Here is a 25,206-nt window from a genome sequence, read left to right on the forward strand (position 1 = left end):
AGGATGAATACAGGGTGCATATCCTCATCGTCAGCCCGGAGCAATTTCCTTTGCCAGGAAGCGGATCTGTTGAAATTTGTATTCTTGCCATTGCTGAACAGTTATCCCGGCACCATCAAGTTACGGTAATCAGCCCTCTATTCTCCCATCAAACCGAAGAAACGTGGCTAAATCCCAAGCTACGGATTAAACGAGTTAACGCAAAACTTCCCTCTGAATACAGTAAAGCGGTGATTAAAACTATCGCTCAGCTGGAACAACCTGTCGATATCATCCAAGTGGATAATCGTCCCAGATCCATGTCGAGAATAAAAGAGGCGTTCCCTTCCATTCCGGTGGTCCTTTTCCTCCACTCGCTTACCTTTATCCCGCAGAATCGTCTCATTACTTCTTCTCTTCAAAAGGCTGATCTTATCGTAACCAATAGTAAGTCGCTAAAACGAGCTGTCCTCCATCGTTTTCCTATACAGGCAAAAAAACTCACTCATATCGCTCTCGGTGTTGATCATTTTCGCTTCAAACCGTTACATGATGCAGAGAAGCGAGTTTACTATGAACTCTATAGGCTCCCGGCAGATCGATTTCATATTCTTTATGTAGGAAGACTTATTCCCCAGAAAGGGATTTCTACCCTCATTCGTGCGATTCACCATCTAAAACCAATCATCAAATCTAAAGCTCATCTAATCATTGCGGGAAAAACAAAAAATAAAGCTTACAGGAACACCTTACAAAAACTCGCGCAAAAACTGCACGTTTCCGTTACTTTTCTTGGTGAAATACCGCATGAGCAAATTCATACACTATATCCGCTCGCTTCTTGTATGGTATGTCCCTCTCAAAAACACGAGGCCTTTGGTCTCGTCAATATAGAAGCCCTGTCTTGCGGAATCCCCGTGATTGCCTCCAGTAATGGAGGGATGAAAGAGATTATTACTCATGGGTATAATGGTTTCTTAGTAACCAATTATAAACAAGCAAAAAGCTTTACTTCTCATCTCTCCCATCTGGCTCAATCAACGGAACTCTTAAGCTTGATGGGAAATAACGGAAGAACAACCGTACTAGAAAGATATGCTTGGCAAGTAACTGCTCAAAAGCTAGAATCTGCTTATATGAGTTTGCTATGAATCCTATATAGCCGCCCGCTATCAGAGTTGTTCCGATGGAGTGCGGTACATAATGAACGCTTCCTTCTCTCCCGTTCCCGGTTTCGTTGCTACTTCCTTCAGTTCAATAATGGCGATATCATGAAAAATAAACTGCACTACCCCTAGGGTCTGTTGCCGAAAGGAATCATAGATCCGGCCAGCACTGCGGCATCCTCGGGGAACCGAAGTTGAATTATTCGCTATATAACCCACTTGTCCATGAGAAGGCAGAACGACCCGGATTGCTTCAGGATCAGAAAGATTGTCAGGATCCTTTACAAGGAATACGGGATCTCCCACTTTTACTTTTAAAGAACTCGGATAATATTTCATGCCTATAATAGCTGCGTAAATCTTTTTATGCATTGTTCTTCCTCCTTCATCTTCAACACGATCAACATGTAATACTTACTATATCGGTAACCTATATTCGTTCTTTTACACTATCAACTAAATCTTTTGAACTATATGATATATTTTAATTCAATAAATTAGTTCTAAAGTCACTATTATATCCTTAAACATTCCCTTGTTATTTTTCACTGAAATAGGGAAATTGAGATTTTAGTTCGATTCATTCTTCATAATTGTGCAAAGTAATCATCTTTCTTCCTTGCCTCTTACGGTGAACACCGAAAAAAGCTCGACCCTAAGGGCCGAGCTTTTTTGCTTTCTATTAAATTACTAATTTACGTATTATTCCTCACTAGAGCCCTCAGCTGATTCTTCAGAAACAGTAGTGTCTTCACCTGTATCCGTATCAGCGGCTCTAAGCACGGTTACAGAAGCAATCAACATATCTTCAGAAGAAACTAAAGTGACCCCTTTCGGCAATTTCAGATCAGACGCAGATAATTTATCTCCGACGTCCATTCCCGAAATATCCACTTCAATGGAAGCTGGAAGAGCATCCGGCAATCCTTCTACAATCAATTCTGTTTCTTGTGTCTGAAGAACACCCGCTTTTTTAGTCCCTTTTGGTGTTCCTTGAAACTCAATCGGAATGGTTACCTGAATGGATTTATTTTTAGAAATTTGAATAAAGTCAACATGAATCAATTGATCATTTCTCTTTTGCATATCTTTAATGAGAACCGGTACTTTTTTGCCGTCTTTCAATTGGAGTTCAAATAACTCAGAACGTCCCGTACGAGCTAAACGATTGACGTCCTTCTCGTCTACATGAATGGAAATACTATCAAACGATGGACCATATACGACGCCAGGAACTCGTCCACTTTTTCTGAGAGTTGCAAGTGCTGCGCCCTTGTTCTCTGTTCTTTGCTCAGCTGTGAGTTGGGCTGTTTTTCCGTTGGATTTCATTGTAAAACATCCTCCTTCAAAGATCCGTGGTTTCCTAATTTGGCCACTTGGTCATAATCTACATTACCCACTAGAGGAGGAAACCTAACATTTTAATAAATATTTTTCAAAATAATAGATGAGAGACCTTTCCATAAAAGAGAAAAAGGACTGCCAAATAAGCAGCCTCTTCTCCACAATTATGCACTGCTTAAACCATGCAGCTTCATTAGCCTTCCCCCTACAGCTACCACAACTTCTCGTGTACCGCTCTTCACTTTGACCTTAATGCGTTCGTTTCCTGGAGTCGAAGGAAGTTCAATGAACAAATCACGATCACCTTCGCGCCTTTCCCATTCATTCAGCCGTATGATATACCCAATTCGTTTCATACCTGGAGCAACCTTGACCTGCGCAACCACGCTTCCATCTGAAGTAGGATGGAATGGGATCTTCCCATCATGCATTCCGGTACCCCATACCCAAACGTTCCATCCATCATAATGATGGTCAGGGCGTTCATATTCAATCTCAACCGTCCGGATAAAAAAGGGATGAATCTGTACATTCCACTCCGCTGTAAGGGAACCACACTGCGCCGTAATTACTCCTTTACCAGGACGAATGGCTAGAAGCTTCCCTGTATGATCTATGGACACAATTCTGGGAGTTGTCGCAGCAAGCTGGACCGTTTGACCGGGAAGGACTTGATTGTACTGATCCCGCACGGTCGTTTGTAAAGGATAGTTTTGGGTCGCATACATCATAGGTTCTCCCGTAATTTCAATGCGAGCAGGTACCAGATGATCTACGATCATACGGATAGAAGCTTGAACTTTTCCGCACACAGCGGTAATGGTTCCTTCACCTAGAGCCGCTCCTATTATTTTTCCTGTTTGACGAACGATAATCCTTTCAGGATCCGAAGATATCCACTGCGGCTGCAGTCCTTCTATCATTTTGTTATGCTGATCTTTAAACACGACCTCAAGCTTCATTTCTTCTGCACGTTGAATTGCTTTTTTAGGAGACCGGATGTCCATGGATGTAAGAATCTGAGGTTCTACTCCGCTTTCCTTGTCGTAGAGAACCATCATAGACAGCCGCGGAACGGTCACACTACCTTGGACATGGTCCAGCACTTCGACTCCAGCAGCATGGTCATTAACGACAACATTCCATGCGCTGTCCTGAGGCAAATCCACCTTGCTCTCCTGTTCTTTCCCATTATAAATAATCAAAATTCGGTTCCAGGAGTCCTTTACCTCTGTTCCTTCTAAGAGATAAGCAAGCACTCCATGCCCGCAGCTAAGCACCTTTAAATGACGCTCCACTTGTTCCCGCTGCGCCATCTTAAATGCCACATGCGCTTTACGCAAACGAAGAAGTCCGCAGTAATAGTCAAATACAGGGCGAAACCTCGCCTTATTACTCCAGCGCAGTGCATTTACAGCGTCCCCGCTGCGGTAACTGTTATGGTCACCGTATTTAGATCGAAGGATCTCATCCCCCGCATGAAGGAACGGAATTCCTTGCGAGGTGATCATAATTCCATTCGCTAGAAGTGAGCGTCGTACCGTATCGTTACTGAGCATATTGTCCGGTTCAACAAATCGATACGGATCAGCGGAGATAACGGCATCTTGAGCACTATATCCTCCAGAGGGCGATCCATTATGCCACTCAGGAAAAGAGAGTGCATGCCGCATGCCTTGGGAAGTGACAATTTTGTCCCATAAGTTAAGATTATCGTGGGCCGTTACGTAATTAATGGTTTCCGAAGGATGGTAAGTGAAATCATGAATGGCACCTTGAACTCCCTTAAGGACAGCACCTTCAACCCCCCACCAACCCGTAGCAAAGCCGCTTGCGTAACCATCGTTGTCTCCTTTTACAGCAGACCGGTAGTTATCATTAAAGACAGCAAACCCTTTGCCTTTCTGTGCACCTTTTAATGTTTTATCCCATAGCGGTGAATCTCCGCCCGTCCACGGCTCTCCATAGACAAGGATCGTACGATCTATCTCTTGCTGCAGCATATTCGTAATTTCCGTCATGGTTCGTATATCAATCAGTCCCATAAGATCAAACCGAAAACCATCGATATGATACTCTTCCGCCCAATAACGGACAGAATCTTTAATATATTTCCGCACCATAGGCCGTTCTGTGGCAAGTTCATTTCCTACACCTGAACCATTCGTAAGATACCCCTCACTGTTCGTACGGTAGAAATACCCCGGCACAATTCCCTCAAATGGACCATCATCAACACCAAAAGTATGGTTATATACTACGTCCATAATGACGCGAATTCCTTTTCGGTGGAGCGCTTGAACCATTTGCTTAAACTCGATAATCCGGGCAGCTGGATTTGTTGGATCGCTCGAGTACGACCCTTCTGGAACATTAAAGTTTTGCGGATCATACCCCCAGTTATATTTCCCATCCTCTACAGACGGGTCATGAACCGTCAGCTCATTTACCGTTTTAAAATCAAATACAGGCATCAGATGTACATGCGTAATCCCTAGTTCAACCAGATGATCGATACCGACCAGATTGCCGTCTTGATCGGTGAGGCCTTCCTCAGTAAAGGCACGGTACAGCCCTTTTTGCTGAAACAAGTTATCACCGTTAATCGAAAAATCTCTGACATGCAGTTCATAAATAATCGCATCTGTCGGTCTGATCTGCGGAGGACTTACATCATCTTCCCAATCTTCGGGATTCGTTTTCTTCATATCTATAATTGCGGTACGTGCTCCCCCTGCGGCTACCGCTTTTGCATATGGGTCCACGGCATAATTTACGGTCCCATCGGAAAAAGCAACCCGGTACATGTAATACTTCCCGCTATAATTTCCTTCCAGTTCCAAAGACCAGGTGCCTTTTTTCCCTGGGTTCATGAGAAAAGTGAGTCCGCCCTCATGGTTATGCACCATACCATACTGATCGTATTCCCCGGCTTCCTCGTAGAGAACAACCTCTACTTGACTTGCCGTAGGAGCCCACACCTTAAACCTGCAGGCATTGCCCCAATACGTGAGACCCAGATCATTGTTGTCATAGTGTAAATCCTGCATATAACTCACCGCCCGTTATTGTAAAATCAATCTTTACGGACCCTGCTCTCGTATTAGTAGGTTTGTGGGTTATGCCACAAATACGTTTTCGAACTATATTGTGTGTACCGACAGCAAGGTAATTAGCCTACGCTATAATGCTCGTTCATTCCGTTACTATCAGTAATGCCATTTCATAGAGAAACTATAACTAAATGAACAGAGAATATTACGATACATACGACTAGAACAAGCACGGAAAACGCTTACACCATGTAGTATATGTCGATATCTGCAAAGGTTGTCGGCTATTTTCCCCGTGGTCACAAAAAAGGCTCCTATCTATGTTTTAAATGGAATATAGGAGGGACTTTATGTAGAACCTATTCATTGTTGTCCATAGAACAAAAACTGCCCAGGAGCGCCTTGTTAGCAGCGGATTTGGGCAGTTTTTATCATCTATAGTATAGGGGGAAATGTCTATCACCCCGTGATAGATTCATGGTTGAATGCAGTCTCTACCGCTGGGGTATGGGCAAGTACTTCTCCCTTACATAAGACATACAAAGGTTTGGGCCGCAAACGTATAGCATCTGCCGGATCGGTGACTGGGAGTACAACGAGACTCGCATGACAACCTTCTGTTACCCCGTATCCTTCCGTTAGTCCAAGCGCTTCCGCAGCATGCTCTGTAATCGCATCAAGAAGCGGCAACACATCATTCCTGCCTGTCATATGGGCTAGATGCGCAGCCATATGTACCGCCTGCAGCAGATTTCCATCGCCGTAAGAGTAGAATGGGGTAAGCAGATCGTCATGTGCAATGGCAACGGGGATCCCTGCACGAAGCATATCCTGTATACGAGCGATACCACGACCTTTCGGATAGGAATCAAACCGCCCCTGCATCGAGCTATTAATCAGTGGGCACACCACAATATGAATCCCCGAAGATAGAATGAGGCTAAGCACTTTTTGAAAATAGGGTTCATTGTAGTAAGCAGAAGCGCAGCAATGACTTGCTGTTACCTTATTCCTAAGTCCTGTCTCCATCGCAAGTACCGCTGTCCATTCCAGAAAACGAGACTCTGGATCATCCGTTTCATCACAAAAAACATGAACAAAGCAATTCGCTTTTTGGGCTAGTTCAAAGCAAATTTCAAGGGACGCAATCCCATGTTCACGTGTTTTTTCTCCATGCGGAATGGCGCCGACACCATCCGCTCCGAGCCTTAGTGCTTCCTCCATCCGCTCCCGGTTGCCAGGGCAAGCTATAATCCCATTCTGCGGAAAAGCGATAACCTGAAGGGTTACGATCTCAGCAAGCTCTTCCTTGAGTTCAAGCAGCGTTTGTAAAGCAGTCATATTCGGATCTGAAATATCCGCATGACTGCGTATAAAAAGGACGCCGTGGGCGATGAGTTGCCGGATCACTTTCATCGCCCGATCCCGTATATCTTCCCGGGTCAACTGCTGTTTTCGTTCACTCCAAATCGCAATCCCTTCGCTTAACGTCCCGCTCGTATTCCACGCCGGCTGACCTGCCGTAAGTACAGTATCCAGATGGATATGAGACTCTGCAAAAGCAGGCATTACAAGCCCGCCCTTACCATCGGTTATCCTGGTAAAGGTAGCGATGTGCTTATGATCTGAAGTACCGCACGATCTTACTGCAATAATTTTACCTTGATCCATATAAATATCAGATCGCTGTCCATTTAGCAGCACGACATTTTGAAGAATATGCTCCGCCATATTACACTCTCCTTTCCGGTAAAAGTGTCTCTGATGCTTGTTCCCACATTGCTGTCATTTTAGCGGAACCCCACTGCCTCGAGAATGGAGTCATACTGACCCATGTGCCGGATTTTGCAACCCAGCGTCCTGCGGGAAGCATAGTAAAGATCTCTTCCGCACATCCTGCATCGATAATGACAAAATCAGCCGGGCATCCCGGGTAAATTCCATAATCTCCTCTACACCCATACATTTCAGCTGGGGCTGTCGTGACCATTTCAAGCAAGCTATTCATATCGTCCGGACTACCATAATGGGAAGCATATCCTGTAAGCAAAGCCATTTGCAGCACATCACCTCTGCCAAAGGGATGGAATGGGTCATTAATATTGTCAGATGCTGCGGCTACCATGATCCCCGCTTTCCGAAGTTCACGGACCCTCGTTACCCCTCTTTGAACCGGACCAAGATCAGCTCTTCCCTGTAGATAAAGATTGGCCGCGGGTAAGGTAACTGCATGCACACCTGCAAGCGACATCCTATCTATAATTTCTTCTGCCTCTTCCGGCAGCATGGAGGATAAGGAACACAGATGCCCTGCGGTTACCTTGCCGTGATATCCATATTTCAGTGATTCTTCCGCCACCTTTAAGACCGTGCGCTTCGCAGGGTCATCCGATTCATCACAGTGAAGGTCAATCTGGACGTCCAGCCTTGCAGCAAGTTTGAATATGTCTTCTATATCTTGATCAGGGGTCGCAGATAAATGTGGAGCACCGCCAAGGCCGTCAATCCCCATACGAATCGATTCTTCGATGAGATCGAGTCCTCTTTTTCCAAGATCACGATAAGGAACCATAGGAAAAAACTGAATATCTACGATTCCCTCCAGCATCGATTTTGCTTCTAAAGCGGCTTCCACGGTTCTCATGGCTACGTCTTCCCCCGCTGCAAGCTGAAAATCCAGATGAGAACGCAGCTTTGTCGACCCATAAGAAACAGACTGAAGTGCGGTTCGAATCATCCGTGAACGGATGACCTCCTTCGTAAAATAGGGAGCCGCTTGGCTATATCTTTGAATGGCTTCAAGCAAGGTACCGGATGGATTGCCGACTTCACGGAGACTGAACGCTTTATCTAGATGCATATGAATATCTATCATGCCGGGAAGTACCATTCGTTGCTTAAGATCAATAACAAGCTCCCCTTCCGGGTCATGACTATTAAGTTCAGAGATATGAGAGAAAGATTCTAGAGGTCTTGACCGCTCATTATGTACAACGAAAGGTTGTTCTTCGACCCTCTTAAATTGCCCGCTCTCCACCACAATTTCATACTGTTTTCCTGTATGCATCTTACCTTGCAGTGCCGCATTAATGAGCCGAATCCTACCTTTCATACAGATCCCTCCTTAAATGAATATTGAATATTGCAGCCACCGCGAATAAATCTGTAGACGCAAATAACCTCCTGCCATAGGACAGTCATTTACCCGAAAGCAGATCATGACTGACCTATGGCAGGAGGTACGCTATTGCCTTTTTTTATTCAGCTTGCGGAAGATATGCTGTTGTAAAGACCCCCGCGATGTCTTCCTTATTCTTGAGCAGACCAAGATCATACATATCGCTCTGTAGTTTAGTCCAGCGTTCTTCTGTCATAATCCCCATGCCGTGAGTATCTGTTTCTTCCGTAAAAATCAGCTGCATTTCCTGCTCCGCCCCATATTTCATCCCTTCTCGTGTCAGATCCGGATTTTTCTCCTTTAATACTTCGTTCATTTCTTCATAATTATCCTTATAATAATTCCATCCTTTAACAGAAGCCGCAAGGAACCCTTTCACCACATCAGGATTTCCCTTCAGAAACTCCTCTGTCGTGTATAGAACATTAGAATAGGGCTGAAAACCGGCATCATAGGTAAGTAAGTATTTGATCTCAATCCCTTGCTGCTTCAGTGTAAAGGGCTCCGAAGTAATATAGGACTGGGTGACCGCATTCTTGTCTTCGATAAAGTTAACGAACTGTCCGGTATAAGCCATATCTTTCACTTCATTTAGATTGTACTTTTTCTTAATGAAGTCCCAGTAACCAGATCCAGGTGCCGTATACACATTACGACCGTCCAGATCTTCAAAATCTGTAATGTCCGCATCGGCATGAAACAACATGGCTTGGGGGCTTTTTTGAAATACTGCTGCAATGGCGACAACGGGAATCCCAGAATCCCTGGCGGTGAGCACTTCGTCAGCTTGCCCCATTCCAAACTGTGCTTTGCCGGAAGCGACAATCTGCATAGAAGACACTTGAGGTCCACCAGGTTCAATGGTCATATCGATGCCCTCTTCTTCATAGTACCCTTTCGCAAGTGCAGTGTACTGTCCGCCGTGCTCAGGCTGTGCAAACCAGTTGGTGACTTGCGTTATCTTCACCTTCTTCGTGGGCTCTTCCTCTGCACCTGCATCCCCGCCTGTTGGCCCCGTTCCAGTACTCGCATTACAACCAGCAAATATAAGGGCAAGTGTCATCGATACGGTAAATCCGAGCATTCTTTTCTTTAACGGAAGTCCCTTTTGGTTCATTCGCCGCTTCCCCCTTATCCTATGAACTCTTATCCTAGTTCTCTGATTTCATTTCTGATTCATGCCAAGAACTGAGTGCCCATTTTGAAAATGCACTAACTAGCAAGAAAAAGGTAATTCCAAGGACAGAAGCAGAGAGTCCGCAAGCAAAAAGATAAGGCGTTTGAAGTCTCGATGAAGCTACCGTAATCGCATAACCAAGTCCACCTTGACCGCCGCCAATACCCGCAATGTATTCACCGACAATGGCGCCGACAACCGAAAGCGTACAAGATATTTTAAGTCCAGCAATAATGTAAGGCAGTGCAGCAGGCAGACGAAGTCTCCACATCACTTGCCAACGTGAAGCATTGTACAGTTTGAACAAATTTTGCATGTTGCCTTCGGTAGAGTTCAGACCAATCAGCGTGTTTGAAATCATCGGAAAAAATCCGATCAAAAAAGCGATAATGACGATGGAGTTCACCCCCGCACCAAACCAAATGACAATAATCGGCGCAATCGCGACGACGGGAATCGTCTGCAGGACAATCGCGTAAGGATACACCGCTTTTTCAATGATTTTGGAACTAGCGAGCAGCACTGCTCCAGCTACCCCGATTACAATACTAAGCAAAAAACCAAGTACCGATTCATACACTGTGGTGAGTACAGAGGTCATCAGATTACTCCAGTTCTCTGCAGCAGCAAGTACAATATCAGAAGGTTTTGGCAGCAGATAAGGAGCATATCCTAGCATTCGGGTCACCATTTCCCACAGTGCAACTACAACAACAAAAGCAATGGCTGGGGGAATGAATTTCTCTATAAATTCATTATTCTTCTGAGCTGGAGGAATGGCCAGCATCTCGGTAGTAGAGGAAGGTGTTCCACTTCCGTCCTGACCGCTTTTCTCATATGCAAGCTTTGGTTGATTCATTGCCATGTCGCGCACGTCCTTTCTTTCTTAGGGCACTTTAGTCGATTTTCCCTGGGTTCAGCAGTCTTAGCGGATCATTCTCCAGCTTCCGCTGCTTCATCAGCGGCAAAATTCCGCGGCCGCCGGAATCCAAAGAATAGGTATGTGGATTTGCTACGAAAATATCATGTTTGTTAAAGAAATCAATGATCTCATTTAGCCGTTCTTCCGTCGTATACCGGATAATAGGAAGAGAAGCAGGGCTTACCTTTCCACGGCTTCGCATCCATTCAAAATGAAGCAGAACTTCGTCCTGAAAAGTATCTTTTACGAGCTTGATCTGTTCTCTAAAATGTTCCAAGGAGAACCCTGCCTGCAGATACGTAACATTATTCTCACACTTGAGCGCCCACAGGGTAGTGTGGTTCCAACCAAAATCAGACAACCCAATGCCGCTTCGGTATTTTTCGGATGGAATAGAGTACCCTACCTCACCGCCAAAGCTCCGTGCAAGTTCAGTAACCTTCGGAAGCGTCCCTTCTGCTGTCTCTAGAAGTACTGCCGCCTGATTCTGGCGAATGGATTTTTTGATCGGTCGGAAGAACGAGGGAATGGGCCATTCATGCGGGGAAACAAGTCTTTTACGAATCGAATCATCTAGAGACAGGGTATAAGAGAATTCCATAGACTTCATAAAATCATCAAAAAATACGATGGATTGCGTCCATTCTGTTTTTGGGGCTAGTGGAATCACAAGCTCCGTCAAAATGCCCGTTGTGCCATAGTTATGAATATAGGCGTGAAGCTCATCGCCGCTCACGATCATCTTTTTCGGCTGTTCTTCCATCGTATACACGGTGGCCTCTAGCACATTTCCATCCCATAGGTCCCCCCAAGTGATGGACCCGATTCCGCCTGAGCCTCCGCAGACAAAACCGCCAACCGTTGCTTTCATATACGTGCTCGGGTAAATTCGAAGTTCCCTATCTCGTACTCGAGCTTCACGCTCTAACACACCTAATTTCACTCCGCACTGTACCCGGGCCCATCCTTCACCCCATTCCACAATGCGATCCAGTCTACTCAGATCAAGTACAATTCCACCGTTCAGCGGAACGGCCTGTCCGTAATTTCCTGTTCCTGCACCTCTGACCGTAACAGGCATTTGATGCGCATAGGCAATTTCCAGTACCTTCACCACTTCCTCATCGGTCTCAGGTTGAATAATGCCATCCGCCAACTTATCATGCAGTTTCTTCTCGAGTACCGGAGAATACCAGTAATAATCCTTGGATAATTTCTCTCTTGAGCCTGAATCAAGCAGTACCCGATTGATCCCTAGTCCAAGCATAAAGGCTTTTTCCGCTTCAATTGCCATCATGATTCCCTCCTTTGTCTACATAACAATCCAGGGTAACCCGTTACTTAGTGGTGCAGTACACCCGAAACTTGACCCACAAGCTGACTAAATTCGGAAGCAGTACGGAAAGTCTCATTTCGCGGGAACGGAACAGGAACGGAAATGGTTTCTGTAATCTTACCGGGCCTAGCCGACATCACCACGATGGAGGTGGACAAATAGACGGCTTCAAATACGTTATGTGTAACAAACAATACCGTCATTTTCTTATCTTTTTGCCATATACCAAGCAGCTCATCTTGCAGGGTTTGCCTTGTCATTTCATCCAGCGCTCCAAAAGGCTCATCCATCAAAAGCAGCTTCGGCTCAGATGCCAGCGCTCTTGCAATAGACACCCGCATCTTCATCCCGCCGGACAGCTGCCTTGGCAGGGCATGAGCATAATCTTGAAGACCCACCATTTCCAGTACATGCATGGCCTTGTCGATTCTCTCTTGCTTAGGTATTTTGCGCAGTTCCATCGGCAGGGTGACATTATCAATTACTTTGCACCAGGGGAGTAGTGTAGCATCCTGAAAGACAAATGAAATATCACTTTGCTTTCTCGCTTCTGCCGGGTCCATCCCCATGAGCCGCATCGTTCCTGACGTTGGATCTCCAAGACCGGCAATCAGCCTGAAAATCGTTGATTTACCGCAGCCAGACGGGCCTACAAAGCTGACAAACTCCCCTTCGGGAATACTTAGATTTACATCTTGGAGTGCAATGGTGCCTGTTTGATAAACTTTACTGATTCTCTCCATTTCTACGAGCGGAGCGGATCCTTTTTTTACAGCTGGAATTACCCCTGATGTGCTAATGATCTTGCTCATAAGTCATCTCTCCCTTGGTAAGAATCCAATTGGACCATTCTTCTGATTAAAACTAAATACAGACATCATTTTAAATAGTTCTGCTGCATTTCTACCCGCTGAGGCAAGGATGGCCTTCCCCTTCTCTTCTGTTGCCAGCTGTGCATTCCCACAAGCACCGGAAGAAGACAGATCTTTCATTAGCCAAGCAAATCGTTTATTGCTAAATTGAAGTTTCCGGTCTGGTGTAATGGGAGGAAATTCATTCGGAAGGTTATTTTCATGAACCCATTCTCTATGTAAAACCATGATCAGGGAAGTCTCGGAATCTCCAGCATGAATGCCATACATTCGTTCTTCCTGTGTAAGCAGGTCCTTCTCATCATCTAATCCGCCGCCGTCGAGCCGAAAAACGTACATGCCTGTTTTTTCGCGGATGTCTCTCGCTACAAGATTTAGAGCATCTATGTTACCGCCATGTGTATTAAATAGAACGAGCCGCTGAAAACCTGTTTTCGCAAGACTATCCGCTATATCCATCAGCACAGCCAGTAAAGTGGAAGCTGACAGTGTAACTGTTCCATTCCATCCGGTATGCTCGTTGCTTTTTCCATAAGGCAGATGCGGCAAAAGCCAGATATTATCCTCACGAGTAAGATGCATGAATGCTTCCGTTAATATCCCTTCTCCAATCAGTGTGTCAGTGAAAACAGGAAGATGCGGCCCATGCTGCTCCATTGCACCAATCGGCAGGATAACCATTGCCCCTGTTTTTGCTAATTCGCCGATTTCTGGTCCAGGCAATCTGGGCAGGAACAGCTGGTCATACGCCATTCCTTGATAACGTTCGTTCATTCACCTCACCGCTTTCTCGTTCGTTGATAAGACCAATGTAATCGGAAGAAGTCACTGATGTAAACTAAATTCACTTCAATTTGGATAATTATATAAAATGACTCATACAATTTGTGCCTCAGGCACTTAGTATGTTATATCAGTGTAAGGTCTATCGCGAATATTACAAACATGACGAAAAAACCACAAGTTTCTTCATGAAAAAAGGATACCTAACTGATGTCAGGTATCCTTCTCATTTCATTTTACATTTTAATGTCGCAGCCCTTTAACGCTCTCTGCAATATCATCTGGCAGACTGATCGCTGAAATTACCGCTACTCCGTCTGCTCCTGCCTCCAGCACCCTAGCAGCATTCACCGAAGTAATGCCCCCAATCCCTACGATGGGGATATCCATGTCGTGTGCCCTCATAGACTCAATAATCTCCGGCCCCTGCACGGCATGTGCATCCTCTTTGGAACTCGTGGGATAAATCGGCCCGACTCCGATGTAATCAGCCCCTTGCTCTTGTGCTAATCTGGCTTCTTCCAACGTATGAGCAGAAACACCAAGAATCATATCGCCGATTCGTTCTCTTACTCTTACGGTCTCTTCATCATCTTGCCCAATATGCACACCGTCCGCTGCGATCGCAATCGCCAAATCTACATCATCATTGACGATGAAGGGAACGCTTTGTTCTCGGCACAGTTGCTGCAAATGAAGAGCAAGTTCCATCCGTTTCTCTCCAATCGATCCAGGCCCCTTCTCCCGATACTGGAACAGGGTAATTCCACCTTGAATCGCTTCAGCTAACGTGCTCTCCGGCGATTTCTTACAATTTTGGCTTCCCATCACAAAATACACCTGAAGCAATGCCTTCATACGGCTGCTAGAAATTCGGGTCACACAATCACTCCTTTATGTTTGGCGTATGCCCAGTGATTCGTAGGACCATGGCCGCTTCCAATACCCAGCGTATCGGTAAGGGCCGCTTGCACGAATTCTCTCGCGATTAATGTTGCTTCTCTCATATCTGTCCCCTTGGCCAATTGCGCCGTAAGTGCCGCTGCGAACGTACAGCCTGTCCCGTGAGAATGAACGGTATCCACTCGTTTTCCCGAAAGCTCTGTGAAAGATGTACCGTCATATAAAATATCCGTTATGATGTCGTTCACCGCATCATGCCCGCCTTTGATGACCACATTTGCCGCCCCCAAATCGTATAATCGTCTCGCCGCTTCCTTCCGATCAGCAACTGTTCGAATCTCCATATTCGTCATGACCTCAGCTTCCGGAATGTTTGGCGTAACGACAAGTGCAAGTGGAAGCAGATGCAAGATCAGAGCTTCCACCGCTTCCGACTCCAGCAGAGAGGTTCCACCTTTGGCAATCATCACGGGATCTATAACCAGCTTGTCCACATGGTACCTGCTAATCCTTTCCGCTACCGCTTCAATGATTTCACTGCTAAACAGCATCCCTGTCTTCACGGCGTCCGGTCTTAAATCGGAAAATACGGAATCGATCTGCTCCACTACGAAACGGGCAGGCAGGGGATGAACTCCCTGTACCCCAAGTGTATTTTGCGCAGTGACTGCAGTAATCGCCGACATGCCAAAGGCATCCAGCTCCTGAAAGGTCTTGAGATCAGCTTGAATGCCGGCTCCGCCTCCGCTGTCTGATCCTGCAATGGTTAATGCTTTTACAACGGTCATCCTAGGGTCCCCTCCTTGCTGAACAAAGAATGGAGATCCATGACCGTTACATATTCCTCAAAAGAAGAAGGAGTAAGTTTTGATAATTCATCGAGGAAAGCAATCTGAAAACTACCCGGTCCCGCATGTCCTTTGTCCTCTGCTGCCTTTAGCGCTGCGGCTCCGTAAAAGCCAAGACCTGCGGTTCCTGCTTCCAATATGGAAGGTTCGACAGCCAAAAAAGCTCCGATGACGGAAGTAAGCAAACACCCTGCTCCTGTCACACGCGTTAATAGAGGATGACCGGACTTCACCACATATCCCGCATCTCCATCCGTAATCACATCTTCTGGCCCGGATACAATGACGGCGGTTCCAAGCGTACGTGCAGCCCGTATGGCTAACTGCGCTCTTTCTAAAGTCTCGGTTTGGCCTGCGTCCACCCCTTTAACGGTCATGAATTCACCAATCAGGTGGCTGATCTCCCCTGCATTGCCTCGAATCAACGTTACATTCACCTCGCGGATCATGCGAAGGGCCGCATCTGTACGATAAGATGTTGCTCCCGCTCCTACTGGATCAAGTAATACAGGAACTCCATAAACATTCGCAGCTTTGCCTGCCACGATCATGGCGTTTAAAAGTTCCGTCGTTAAGGTACCGATATTGAGTACCAGTGCACGAGCATTTTGGACCATTTCGGCCACTTCTTCTTCTGCATAGGCCATAACCGGAGATGCGCCAATTGAAAGCAGTCCGTTAGCCGTAAAGTTCGTGACAACCGTATTTGTCATGTTATGAATTAAAGGCTGTTCTTCATGAATGCGGGTAATGAGGGATGGAAGTTTCTTTATACTCAGCATGTTTCATCAGACCTTTCTTTCTCGAGATAAGGGAGTCTGATCTACTGTTTTTGACGGTGAAAAGATAGATAACTGAGGAATGGGATACGACTCCCACCTTATAAGAAGAATCATGATTTTTTTGCAGAATGCACAAAAAAACGCATGCGAATGCATGCGTAAATATACATGTTCGCTCCCTACGCTGGCATTATCCATGGCAGGTTCCACCGGTCAACAACAGATTAGTTGTACTCTCAGCTTGCTTCCGCAGGCTCCCGTTCTACGATTTAGTTTTAGAATCCCTTCCAGTTTACACCAGGATATTATTATGGGCAACTAAGGTTTGACATTTCATCTGTAGCCGCATATTATAGTTTATAACTTCTATTCAAAGGAGAGAATTTCATGTCGGGGTATGTTCTTAACTAATCAAATTTCATACTGAGGATTTTCTTTTTTTCGTCCCTATAGCGACGTTTATTTTTTGATGCCCTGCTATGGCGACTAGATCATCCTCGTGAAATCAGTTAAGAACAGCGGACAACATAACTCTCCAGCGGGTAGTCACCCCCCGGATATTTTTGTGAACGTAAGGCCGTGCTGTTTTTCAGCACGGTTTTTTTGTACCTCCATTACATCTTGAGGGTACCGTTCACAAGAAAAGCCGCGTAGATAAACGGAAATGATAAGCGAAGGATTTATGCATGCTCTGTAAGCCACAAGCTTATACAGGCTGCAGAACATGCCTTCTGCAATCATTTCTACTTATGGTACGCCACACCTATCCGAGATCTCCCCCATAAAAGGCAGAGCAATGAGCGCAATCGTTCATAGCTCTGCCTTTTTCTATTTTTCACAACACTTTAGGAAACGAAAAGGAGCTTATCACATGAATAAGAGCAGTAAACAGCGTCTTGAATTCGACACGGTAAAAGAACAACTGAAAGGTTATGCAGTATCCTATCTCGGAGAGGCTCAAATAGAACAGCTCGAACCGATCATGAATGTGAAGATCATTCGTCAGAAACTTGCGGAAACAGAAGAAGCTCTAGGGCTGATCCGTTATAGTTCCAGCATTCCACTCCCCTCCCTAACAGGGATGGAAAATATCATGAATCTGCTGGGCACCGGATATCTGTTTACAGAACAAGATTTTATGAACCTGCTGCAGTTTTTGAGAAGTTGTCATCAACTCCAGAAATATATGATCAGCAAACAAGACATCGCTCCAAGCGTGGCATCCTATGCCACTTCTATGTATACCTTAGATTCCCTTAGGGAGGAAATAGAAAGATGTATTCATCTGGGACGAATTACGGATCAGGCTAGTAAGGAACTGGCGAAAATCCGCAAACAAGCAGCAATTTCTGAAGAACGGCTGAAAAAGAAACTAGACACTTTATTAAACAAGCACCGTTCCATTTTACAAGATCAGTTAGTAGCAAAAAGGGGCGATCGTTATTGCCTTCCTGTTCAAAAAGAGTTTCGCAAACAGCTAAAAGGTACCATCATCGACGAATCAGCAAGCGGCCAGACTGTATTTATTGAACCCACAGATATTTCGATGCTCCAAATGGAACTGAACATGTATAGAGCGCAGGAACAGCGTGAAGAAAGTAAAATTCTCAGTGAACTTACCCAGCTTGCTGACTCTTATAGGTATGAACTACAAGTGAATACCGATACGGTGGGTCTGTACGATTTTCTATTAGCAAAAGCACGTTATGCTCTATCTATACAGGCACGATCAGTGGAAATAACGAGTGATGGCAGCATCCATTTACGTGAAGCAAGACATCCTCTTGTTAAAAACATGGTACCGCTCAATTTCCATATTGGTGATTCTTATCGGTCTCTCATTATTACAGGACCCAATACAGGTGGAAAAACGCTTTGCTTAAAAACGATTGGTCTGCTTACGCTAATGGCACAATCGGGACTGCTTATTCCCACTGGCGAAGGAAGTAAACTTAGCATGTTTGAACAGATCGCAGTGGATATAGGCGATGGACAGAGCATTGAACATGCACTGAGTACTTTTTCTGCGCACATTAAGAACATGATTGATATTCTAAGTACAGCGAGTGCATCGACTCTCGTTCTGATTGACGAAATGGCTTCTGGGACAGATCCCGGTGAAGGCACCGGACTATCGATTGCCCTGCTTGAAGAATTGCATAAAAGAAAGGCTGTCGTTGTTGCTACGACTCATTTTACCGAGATCAAAAACTTTGCAAGCAGTACACCCGGTTTTGAAAATGCACGGATGGAATTCGATACAGAAACGCTTAAACCCCTGTATCGACTAACGATTGGGCAAGCGGGACAAAGCTACGCTTTTGCGATTGCACTGAAGCTTGGGATACCGCCTCACATCATTGAACGATCAAAAGAAATTGCCGCTAAACCGGTCGCATCAGCCTTTCCATCCTCAGCAGCATCTGCTGTGACTGTACCAACCATAATGGAAGAAGATCACGATCCCTCTAATGATCAGCATGATCAGGGCGAGGAAGGACAACAGCAAGATGTACATCCGAAGACCCAGGAGGAGCAGCCTGTTCTCTCAAGTCCTCAAGATGACAATAAGGAGAGACTGAAGGGAAAACCGATAAAAACGGGAGATCGTGTATTGATTCCTTTTATGAAGGAGTCTGGAATTATTGTAGATACGGATACGAGAGGTCAATGCACCGTGCTGGTAAGGGGCAAACGAATTCAGATCGCTCGTAAAAGATTACAACTTCAAATCTCTGCCGAAGAGTTGTATCCAGAAGAGTATGATCTTGATATTGTGTTTGAGTCGAAAGACATTCGTAAGAAGCGGAAATTAATGTCCAAAAGACATGTGCCCGGGCTGACCATCGAAAAAAGACCGGAGGATCTGTAAGGTAGAAACTTTATTTCATTTACGCCTATTCTGTTCTGTCACACAGAGCTTCTGCGGCATCCCGCAGAAATATGATAAACTAAATGAAATCATAATTCAGTAAGAGAGGTTCTATATGAGCACACGCTCCATGAATAATCCGCTGATCTGCCCTTTATGCCGTAAACCTAATCACTGTGCCTATGCTGCGGGAAGACCTGCCGAGGAGTGCTGGTGTATGAATCTGTCTGTACCCAAACTACTACTTGCGCAAATTCCAGACGAGCAAAGAGGCAAATCCTGTGTATGCGAAGCCTGTGTAAGAGCGTATAAGGCAGATACCTGAAGGTAAAAAGCACCCTGAAGAATGGACACTCATAGAAGATGTCTACTCTTTTAGGGTGCTTTTTTAAAAATTAGCTATGCAAATTTGCTTATGCCTGGAATACTTTATCCGTAACATGATCAGAGCTTGGGAGCTTCCGGGTGGTCTTATCGAACAACCAATATAGACCAATCAATAACACAGACAGTCCGCTTAAACCAATAATCATTTCACTTCCAAACACTTCTCCTAGAATACCTCCGCATAACGATCCAATGGGCGCTGCAATACCGCTGAGGCTGTAGGATGCGGAGAATACTCTGCCTAATAGATGCTGAGGGATTCCTTTTTGGATATAAGAATTGATCAGAATATTGGTCACTCCGCCGGGAACCCAAGATAAACCGTATATGATCATCATCATCCAGATATTTGGGCTGAGCACACTAAGGGTCCACAATATACCGCTCACCGAAAACGCAACGGCATAGATAAGACCCATACTGATTCTCTCCAACTTCAAAAAAGGAGCGATCAAGGCTCCAAACATACTCCCCATCGCTTGCGCCATCAGTAAAATCCCATACAATTCGGGGCCCCCATGTAATTTACTAAACGCAGGTAAAACCACAAACGTTGCTCCCCCGACCAAGTTAATGAGGATCATCCCCCAAAGAAGTCTTGAGAAAGATTTGCCTAATAGAATGTGGATTCCTTCCCAGAGTTCTGTTTTATAGTGTTGTAATATCACTGATATTTTTTCCTTTTTAACTGGCTGACTCTGTTCAATTTGCTGTTTATGCTTCGGAATTCGGAGGAAGGAGAATAAAATAGCACTGATGATAAATAAGACGGAATCCAGTAAGTAAATAGAGACAGCTCCGACAATCACGATGAGTACACCGGATACTGCATTACAGAAGGTATCAATCCCCTGACCTGCAAAGGTGAAATAGGAGTTCGCTTTGGTGAGATCCTTTTTATGGACGAAAGAAGGTAACGATGACATTTGTGCGGGGTATATGAGTGTGTTGAAGATCGATATAATTGGTGAAATGATAAGAACAAGGACAACATTCAGCTGACCAAAATAACTTGCTGCAGGAATAATCAATAGTAGAAAAGCTTGTATGAGCTGAGTATGGATGAGCAGATGCCGTATCGATATCCGGTCTATGATCGGTCCGCTGAAGAATTGAATAAACCTGGGTATTAGCGAGAGGAAACCAGCGAGCCCCGTATAAAAAGTAGAGCCGCCAAGCTCCGATACCAGCCACATTGCCGCTACGGCATAGATGGAGTCTCCTACATTCGTAACGAGCCTTCCAAAGAACATAAATAGAAAATTCCGATTCAAGAACAGATTCATAGATGGTTCACTCACTCTTTCTTCTCTTGCTTCGGCTCTGTCGATATGATCTTGACTCCAATACTAAATTCTTGTGTATCTTCGTTCCTTTCGGCTGTGGTTTTCTCAACCCAACGTTCCAGAAAGGCTCTGAATTCACTCGTCATTTGTTCCTTCTGCGCCCCAGTTAACTCCAACCGGATGCTTAACTTGGTTGCGTCTGCGGACTCATATTGATCACTGAGTACGGGATCAATGATCTCCGCTCCCTCCGTGTTAAACCATTTCGACTTGGATTGATAATATTTTTCGGTAACCCCCCCGTTCTTTTTCTCCTCGACAATTTCAAGCAGACCGCCATCGTACAGTTTTTTGATGTGGTAGTGAATATTCCCGCCTGATTCTCCAAGAAGATCAGCGACTTGTTTTGAGGTCTTCGGAGAATCGAGCAGATACTTCATAATTTTTACTCGCAGTGCACTGCTTAATAATTTGGATTGTTGAACGGAAATATTCAGCATTTCCTCATTCATAAATGAGTTCCCCTTTATCAATCTGTTTTCACAGATCATCGATCTGTAAAATTAGATTAACACCCCGAACTGGAATTGTAAACCAAATTTTAAATAGTGAAAATACTAATCTTTTAACCTTCCCTCTTTTATCTTCTCTTTGAATTCTGATGACAAGTAAACGATCTACCAGTAAATCATAGATAAATAACTAGATTCAAAGTCAAATGTATGTTTGGCTAGTCCCTTTTTGCTACAAGTCACATATTAATAAACTACAGATAGACTTGAAGGACCAATGGAGGGTAACCATCTGAAATTGATTCTTCTAATCTATCAAATCTTAAGTAAGAGGAAGGGGAAATAAATAATGAGTAAAAAGGGACAAAGCATGAGAGGTTTAAGAGGTAAAGTAGTAAAGATTAACCGAGGCGGACCAGAATCATTTGAAGGAACATTAGTAAAGGTAAGTTCCGACTATATGGTTGTTCGTAACAAAGAAGGCTTCATTTATGTGAATGAATCCCATGTTAAAAGTATAACCGAAGCAGGACATTCCCACCGTGAAAAAGGACCGAAGCAGAAACTTATCCATGCCAATGATTTTCATGGAGTATTAAAATCTTTACGTCTTAAGCGCGTGCAGATCAATCAGGGGGGACCTGAAAAATTAGAAGGGGTACTCGTAAGTGTGACTCATAATCGATTGATCATCATCTTGAAAAACAATGAAATTGTTCGTGTTTTCATTCATCATGTTAAAACAATCTCTGTCCATGTTCACGGCCACAATAACGAAAACCATGAAAATAATAACCAATCTAAAGACAATCAATCCAAGGACAACAAATCGAATGACAATAAATCTAAAGATAACAAATCGAATGGCAACCAATCCGGAGCAAGAAACAGTAACTCCAGAGGCAATCAATCCCGAGGTACACAAGCCCAAGGGAATCGGAGCGCAAAGAAAACAGCAAAATAAGATAAAGAAATAAGTTGAATCAATTTTCTATCAAACTAAAGGGGGGAATCATCATGTTGATATTTATCGCAATCGTTCTAACTGGCGTGCCTCTATACGTCATTGTCCTTCCTAAGAGATATCCGCCGTCCGAAGAAACAGCCATACAGCTGACACAAGGAATTCTTCCCTTAGGAGGTGAATCCCAATAGAATGCTTGATTATCAGCTTTGGCTGACCTTTGGTGTATTCATCACTACTGTGATCTTCTTAATGTGGCGTCCACGCGGAATGAATGAATCTATTCCAACTTCTTTGGGCGCCCTTCTTCTTATCCTTACTGGAGTAACTAGTTATACCCACATTATAGACATTTTCGGTATCGTCTCAGGGGCGGCCGTAACCATCCTATCGACCATCGTCATGTCCATTATCCTAGATAGTATCGGTTTCTTTCGCTGGATTGCGATCAACATGATTGACAAGGCAAAGGGGTCCGGTATCGCATTATTTTGGCTTGTCATCTTACTTTGTTTCCTGATGACCATATTTTTCAACAATGACGGCAGTATATTGATTACAACCCCCATTATCATTCGCATCTGTTCTATGCTTCGTTTGAAATTGCATCAAAAACTTCCTTATCTACTCTCTGGGGCGTTAATTGCAACGGCTTCGAGTGCTCCTATCGGGTTAAGTAATTTAGCAAATCTGATTGCACTGAAGATGGTGGGACTCGACTTAAACACGTACACACTCATGATGTTTGTCCCTTCTATGCTGGGTATTCTAAGTATGATGTTATTACTCTATTATTACTTCCGCAAAAATATCCCCAAAAAGATTCATCATTTCCCTAACCAGGTTTCTTCTCTGAACTATCATCCATTACAGACACCACCTGATGAAGGGGAAAAGGTGGATTGGTGGTTATTCCGGGTCTGCATCAGCATTGTCGTTTTCATTCGCGGAGGTTTCTTTCTAGCTGAGAGCGTAGGTATCCCCATGGAGATCGTTGCAATCACTGGTGTTGTTCTCTTATTATCCGTTAGATATTACCGCACTCGTCAAGGACTGCGAGATGTGTTTACAAAGACACCTTGGCATATCTTATTGTTTGCATTCAGTATCTATGTAATTGTGGATAGCCTGCATCGGGCCGGTATCACAGAATCGTTAATTGATCTATTAAAGCCGATTGCTGAAATGGGAGATGCTGCTTTAATTCTATCATCCGGCATTTTGCTTACCCTTCTATCCAATCTAGTAAACAATTTGCCTTCCGTTATGATTGGAACTTTTGTGGTTACAGATCTTGGCCTAACAGACCATCAACTTCACCTAGCTTATCTTGCTAATATTTTAGGAAGTGATATTGGAGCACTGCTGACACCAATCGGTACCCTGGCAACACTGATCTGGATGTATATTTTAAAAACTCACCATATTCGGATCTCTTGGAAACAGTATATGAAAGTCACGTTTATTGTGATACCCATTAGTCTAATCATTAGCCTAGTCTCCCTGTATATTTGGACATTAATTTTGTTTTGAGAGGAGGTAAACCGTGCAGCTGATTACATCTTGGTTAGGCAAACAAGCAGAATTCGTACTTTCCGGTTGTAAGAATCCGATTCAAGGAGAAATAATCGATATCGGAAATGATATTGTTGTCGTCTATGAAAATAACCGTTATATTTATATACCCATTCATCATCTGCAGCAGATGAGACATGCTCCCAAACGAAGTAACATGACCGTCAACACGCCTCCTGATCCTGCCATTGATCATAGTAAAATTTCTTATCGTAAAATACTAATGAATTCAAGAGGAATCTTTAGTGAAATATCTCTAGGCGATCCATCGATTCATGGATACGTCACTGCGATTATGAACGATTACTTTGTATTTTTCTCTCCCCTTCACCACTCGGTGTATATTTCTGTAAAGCACTTAAAATATATCGTACCCTATCCAGTAAATACGACGCCATTCTCCCTGAAGCACGAGCATTTCCCTGTACAACCTGCCGCTATATCGCTATCCAGGACACTAGATCAACAGCTTCATAAACTGGAAGGACAACTTGTTACTTTGAATCTTGGAGCTAAACCGTACCGAGCTGGATTGCTAAAAAGAATGGACGGTAACCTGCTCGAATTGGTAGAGGCGGAAGGCACATCCCTGCTGATGCACACGGACCATATCCAAGCAATTCATGTACCATAATCAGTATAAACTACAAGAAGACCTTACTGAGGATCTATTCCCGGCAAGGTCTTTTTTCAATCGTTTTATTTCTAAAATTATTTCTATATATTAAGCATGCTCATTCAAAAAAATCTTTCACATTGGAAAATGGAGCTACCTCTTCTCCCACACTAACTCAAGATTTGTTTTATCCGATCCCTGAATATATATTTTATGTAGATCTTTGTATTTATTTTTGATGTTGAGATGGAAGTCACCGCTGGATTTATGAAGGCTGAGTAGATTTCCTTGGATCTGTACATAAAGGGCATGATCACGGTAATCTACTTTGTAACCTTTGTACAGACTGGCACTATCTATAATTCCACCTGTTAAAGATATAGATTGTTCGGATACCTTGCTTTCAGATATATAGATGGATTCTGGATTGATTACATTAAAGTATGGTAACAACATGATTCCAATAATGACGATAAAAAAGCCAACTATCATTCCTATCCTCATCATGACGCTCTTCAAGAAATACTCACCTCATCCTTTTTGATTAAAGTCTACCCTGTCATTCATGAAGAAGCAATGCTTTACATATCTGCTTCACCCGGTTCAATAAAAAAAACGGTATCCGCATAAAGCGAATACCGTAGTTACTGC

At 44.1% G+C, this 25,206-nt stretch carries 23 protein-coding genes; 7 read left to right on the plus strand and 16 right to left on the minus strand.

The features are described from left to right. Window positions 1–14: 14 nt before the first annotated feature. Window positions 15–1,130 carry a glycosyltransferase family 4 protein gene (locus PV403_RS14455; protein WP_213534244.1) on the plus strand — a complete coding sequence of 372 codons (1,116 nt, stop codon included), beginning with the start codon at window positions 15–17 and terminating at the stop codon, window positions 1,128–1,130. A gap of 21 nt (window positions 1,131–1,151) precedes the next feature. Here the strand turns inward: PV403_RS14455 and PV403_RS14460 are convergent, their stop codons facing one another. The 13 genes from PV403_RS14460 to thiM form a co-directional block, all read right to left on the minus strand. After that, window positions 1,152–1,517, minus strand: coding sequence for an HIRAN domain-containing protein (locus PV403_RS14460; protein WP_213534246.1), 366 nt, complete (start codon window positions 1,515–1,517; stop codon window positions 1,152–1,154). Window positions 1,518–1,847: 330 nt separating this feature from the next. Then, the gene (locus tag PV403_RS14465) at window positions 1,848–2,474 is read right to left on the minus strand and encodes a 50S ribosomal protein L25 (RefSeq protein WP_213534248.1); all 627 of its coding nucleotides are present in this window, start codon (window positions 2,472–2,474) and stop codon (window positions 1,848–1,850) included. Between the two features lie 179 nt (window positions 2,475–2,653). Next, window positions 2,654–5,539, minus strand: coding sequence for a type I pullulanase (pulA, locus tag PV403_RS14470; RefSeq protein WP_213534250.1), 2,886 nt, complete (start codon window positions 5,537–5,539; stop codon window positions 2,654–2,656). A gap of 462 nt (window positions 5,540–6,001) precedes the next feature. Continuing rightward, window positions 6,002–7,273 carry an amidohydrolase family protein gene (locus PV403_RS14475; protein WP_213534252.1) on the minus strand — a complete coding sequence of 424 codons (1,272 nt, stop codon included), beginning with the start codon at window positions 7,271–7,273 and terminating at the stop codon, window positions 6,002–6,004. A gap of 1 nt (window position 7,274) precedes the next feature. Further along, window positions 7,275–8,654: an amidohydrolase family protein gene (locus PV403_RS14480; RefSeq protein ID WP_213534254.1), complete on the minus strand. Its 1,380-nt coding sequence runs from the start codon at window positions 8,652–8,654 to the stop codon at window positions 7,275–7,277. A gap of 145 nt (window positions 8,655–8,799) precedes the next feature. Next, window positions 8,800–9,837: an ABC transporter substrate-binding protein gene (locus PV403_RS14485; protein ID WP_213534256.1), complete on the minus strand. Its 1,038-nt coding sequence runs from the start codon at window positions 9,835–9,837 to the stop codon at window positions 8,800–8,802. A 34-nt stretch (window positions 9,838–9,871) separates the two neighbouring features. Further along, window positions 9,872–10,684 carry an ABC transporter permease gene (locus tag PV403_RS14490; protein WP_213534392.1) on the minus strand — a complete coding sequence of 271 codons (813 nt, stop codon included), beginning with the start codon at window positions 10,682–10,684 and terminating at the stop codon, window positions 9,872–9,874. Between the two features lie 109 nt (window positions 10,685–10,793). Further along, the gene (locus PV403_RS14495; RefSeq protein WP_332085105.1) at window positions 10,794–12,116 is read right to left on the minus strand and encodes an FAD-binding oxidoreductase; all 1,323 of its coding nucleotides are present in this window, start codon (window positions 12,114–12,116) and stop codon (window positions 10,794–10,796) included. 44 nt (window positions 12,117–12,160) lie between these two features. After that, complete coding sequence (locus tag PV403_RS14500; protein ID WP_213534260.1) at window positions 12,161–12,967, minus strand: ABC transporter ATP-binding protein; 807 nt, start codon at window positions 12,965–12,967, stop codon at window positions 12,161–12,163. A gap of 3 nt (window positions 12,968–12,970) precedes the next feature. Beyond that, complete coding sequence (locus PV403_RS14505) at window positions 12,971–13,801, minus strand: creatininase family protein (RefSeq protein WP_213534262.1); 831 nt, start codon at window positions 13,799–13,801, stop codon at window positions 12,971–12,973. 252 nt (window positions 13,802–14,053) lie between these two features. Then, complete coding sequence (gene thiE, locus PV403_RS14510) at window positions 14,054–14,692, minus strand: thiamine phosphate synthase (protein ID WP_213534264.1); 639 nt, start codon at window positions 14,690–14,692, stop codon at window positions 14,054–14,056. Next, window positions 14,689–15,501 (minus strand): bifunctional hydroxymethylpyrimidine kinase/phosphomethylpyrimidine kinase, encoded by an 813-nt coding sequence (gene thiD / locus PV403_RS14515; protein ID WP_213534266.1) that lies wholly within the window; start codon window positions 15,499–15,501, stop codon window positions 14,689–14,691. The genes thiE and thiD overlap by 4 nt, the downstream gene beginning before the upstream one ends. Further along, complete coding sequence (thiM, locus tag PV403_RS14520; protein ID WP_213534268.1) at window positions 15,498–16,343, minus strand: hydroxyethylthiazole kinase; 846 nt, start codon at window positions 16,341–16,343, stop codon at window positions 15,498–15,500. The genes thiD and thiM overlap by 4 nt, the downstream gene beginning before the upstream one ends. A gap of 871 nt (window positions 16,344–17,214) precedes the next feature. Here thiM and PV403_RS14525 point away from each other — a divergent pair. After that, on the plus strand, window positions 17,215–19,215 hold the full coding sequence (locus PV403_RS14525; RefSeq protein WP_213534269.1) for an endonuclease MutS2: 2,001 nt from the start codon (window positions 17,215–17,217) through the stop codon (window positions 19,213–19,215). A 115-nt stretch (window positions 19,216–19,330) separates the two neighbouring features. Next, window positions 19,331–19,540, plus strand: a complete 210-nt coding sequence (locus tag PV403_RS14530) for a cysteine-rich CWC family protein (protein WP_249717513.1) — start codon at window positions 19,331–19,333, stop codon at window positions 19,538–19,540. A gap of 88 nt (window positions 19,541–19,628) precedes the next feature. On the opposite strand, the gene PV403_RS14535 is transcribed toward PV403_RS14530, so the two are convergent. Together PV403_RS14535 and PV403_RS14540 are read right to left on the minus strand one after the other, a co-directional pair. After that, the gene (locus tag PV403_RS14535) at window positions 19,629–20,903 is read right to left on the minus strand and encodes an MFS transporter (RefSeq protein ID WP_249717529.1); all 1,275 of its coding nucleotides are present in this window, start codon (window positions 20,901–20,903) and stop codon (window positions 19,629–19,631) included. Continuing rightward, the gene (locus PV403_RS14540; protein WP_213534271.1) at window positions 20,900–21,400 is read right to left on the minus strand and encodes an ArsR/SmtB family transcription factor; all 501 of its coding nucleotides are present in this window, start codon (window positions 21,398–21,400) and stop codon (window positions 20,900–20,902) included. The genes PV403_RS14535 and PV403_RS14540 overlap by 4 nt, the downstream gene beginning before the upstream one ends. A gap of 349 nt (window positions 21,401–21,749) precedes the next feature. Between PV403_RS14540 and PV403_RS14545 the strand changes: the two genes are divergently transcribed. From PV403_RS14545 to PV403_RS14560, 4 genes are read left to right on the plus strand one after another with little or no spacing between them, the layout of a single operon-like run. After that, window positions 21,750–22,364 carry a hypothetical protein gene (locus PV403_RS14545; RefSeq protein WP_332085107.1) on the plus strand — a complete coding sequence of 205 codons (615 nt, stop codon included), beginning with the start codon at window positions 21,750–21,752 and terminating at the stop codon, window positions 22,362–22,364. A 53-nt stretch (window positions 22,365–22,417) separates the two neighbouring features. After that, complete coding sequence (locus PV403_RS14550) at window positions 22,418–22,555, plus strand: hypothetical protein (RefSeq protein WP_213534275.1); 138 nt, start codon at window positions 22,418–22,420, stop codon at window positions 22,553–22,555. 1 nt (window position 22,556) lies between these two features. Further along, window positions 22,557–23,897 carry an arsenic transporter gene (locus PV403_RS14555; RefSeq protein ID WP_213534277.1) on the plus strand — a complete coding sequence of 447 codons (1,341 nt, stop codon included), beginning with the start codon at window positions 22,557–22,559 and terminating at the stop codon, window positions 23,895–23,897. Between the two features lie 13 nt (window positions 23,898–23,910). Beyond that, window positions 23,911–24,573: a DUF2642 domain-containing protein gene (locus tag PV403_RS14560; RefSeq protein WP_213534279.1), complete on the plus strand. Its 663-nt coding sequence runs from the start codon at window positions 23,911–23,913 to the stop codon at window positions 24,571–24,573. A 135-nt stretch (window positions 24,574–24,708) separates the two neighbouring features. Here PV403_RS14560 and PV403_RS14565 read toward each other — a convergent pair whose 3' ends face one another. Then, window positions 24,709–25,047 (minus strand): hypothetical protein, encoded by a 339-nt coding sequence (locus PV403_RS14565; RefSeq protein ID WP_332085108.1) that lies wholly within the window; start codon window positions 25,045–25,047, stop codon window positions 24,709–24,711. Window positions 25,048–25,206 lie beyond the last annotated feature (159 nt).

Source organism: Paenibacillus sp. GYB006 (assembly GCF_036577645.1).
Taxonomy (GTDB): Bacteria; Bacillota; Bacilli; order Paenibacillales; family Paenibacillaceae; genus Paenibacillus.

Bases quoted from the DNA above. Each gene is read 5' to 3' on its own strand.
- PV403_RS14460 (WP_213534246.1), bottom strand. From the start codon at position 1,517: ATGCATAAAAAGATTTACGCAGCTATTATAGGCATGAAATATTATCCG.
- PV403_RS14465 (WP_213534248.1), bottom strand. From the start codon at position 2,474: ATGAAATCCAACGGAAAAACAGCCCAACTCACAGCTGAGCAAAGAACA.
- pulA (WP_213534250.1), bottom strand. From the start codon at position 5,539: ATGCAGGATTTACACTATGACAACAATGATCTGGGTCTCACGTATTGG.
- PV403_RS14475 (WP_213534252.1), bottom strand. From the start codon at position 7,273: ATGGCGGAGCATATTCTTCAAAATGTCGTGCTGCTAAATGGACAGCGA.
- PV403_RS14480 (WP_213534254.1), bottom strand. From the start codon at position 8,654: ATGAAAGGTAGGATTCGGCTCATTAATGCGGCACTGCAAGGTAAGATG.
- PV403_RS14485 (WP_213534256.1), bottom strand. From the start codon at position 9,837: ATGAACCAAAAGGGACTTCCGTTAAAGAAAAGAATGCTCGGATTTACC.
- PV403_RS14490 (WP_213534392.1), bottom strand. From the start codon at position 10,684: ATGCTGGCCATTCCTCCAGCTCAGAAGAATAATGAATTTATAGAGAAA.
- PV403_RS14495 (WP_332085105.1), bottom strand. From the start codon at position 12,116: ATGATGGCAATTGAAGCGGAAAAAGCCTTTATGCTTGGACTAGGGATC.
- PV403_RS14500 (WP_213534260.1), bottom strand. From the start codon at position 12,967: ATGAGCAAGATCATTAGCACATCAGGGGTAATTCCAGCTGTAAAAAAA.
- PV403_RS14505 (WP_213534262.1), bottom strand. From the start codon at position 13,801: ATGAACGAACGTTATCAAGGAATGGCGTATGACCAGCTGTTCCTGCCC.
- thiD (WP_213534266.1), bottom strand. From the start codon at position 15,501: ATGACCGTTGTAAAAGCATTAACCATTGCAGGATCAGACAGCGGAGGC.
- thiM (WP_213534268.1), bottom strand. From the start codon at position 16,343: ATGCTGAGTATAAAGAAACTTCCATCCCTCATTACCCGCATTCATGAA.
- PV403_RS14525 (WP_213534269.1), top strand. From the start codon at position 17,215: ATGAATAAGAGCAGTAAACAGCGTCTTGAATTCGACACGGTAAAAGAA.
- PV403_RS14530 (WP_249717513.1), top strand. From the start codon at position 19,331: ATGAGCACACGCTCCATGAATAATCCGCTGATCTGCCCTTTATGCCGT.
- PV403_RS14540 (WP_213534271.1), bottom strand. From the start codon at position 21,400: ATGAATGAGGAAATGCTGAATATTTCCGTTCAACAATCCAAATTATTA.
- PV403_RS14545 (WP_332085107.1), top strand. From the start codon at position 21,750: ATGAGTAAAAAGGGACAAAGCATGAGAGGTTTAAGAGGTAAAGTAGTA.
- PV403_RS14550 (WP_213534275.1), top strand. From the start codon at position 22,418: ATGTTGATATTTATCGCAATCGTTCTAACTGGCGTGCCTCTATACGTC.
- PV403_RS14555 (WP_213534277.1), top strand. From the start codon at position 22,557: ATGCTTGATTATCAGCTTTGGCTGACCTTTGGTGTATTCATCACTACT.
- PV403_RS14565 (WP_332085108.1), bottom strand. From the start codon at position 25,047: ATGATAGTTGGCTTTTTTATCGTCATTATTGGAATCATGTTGTTACCA.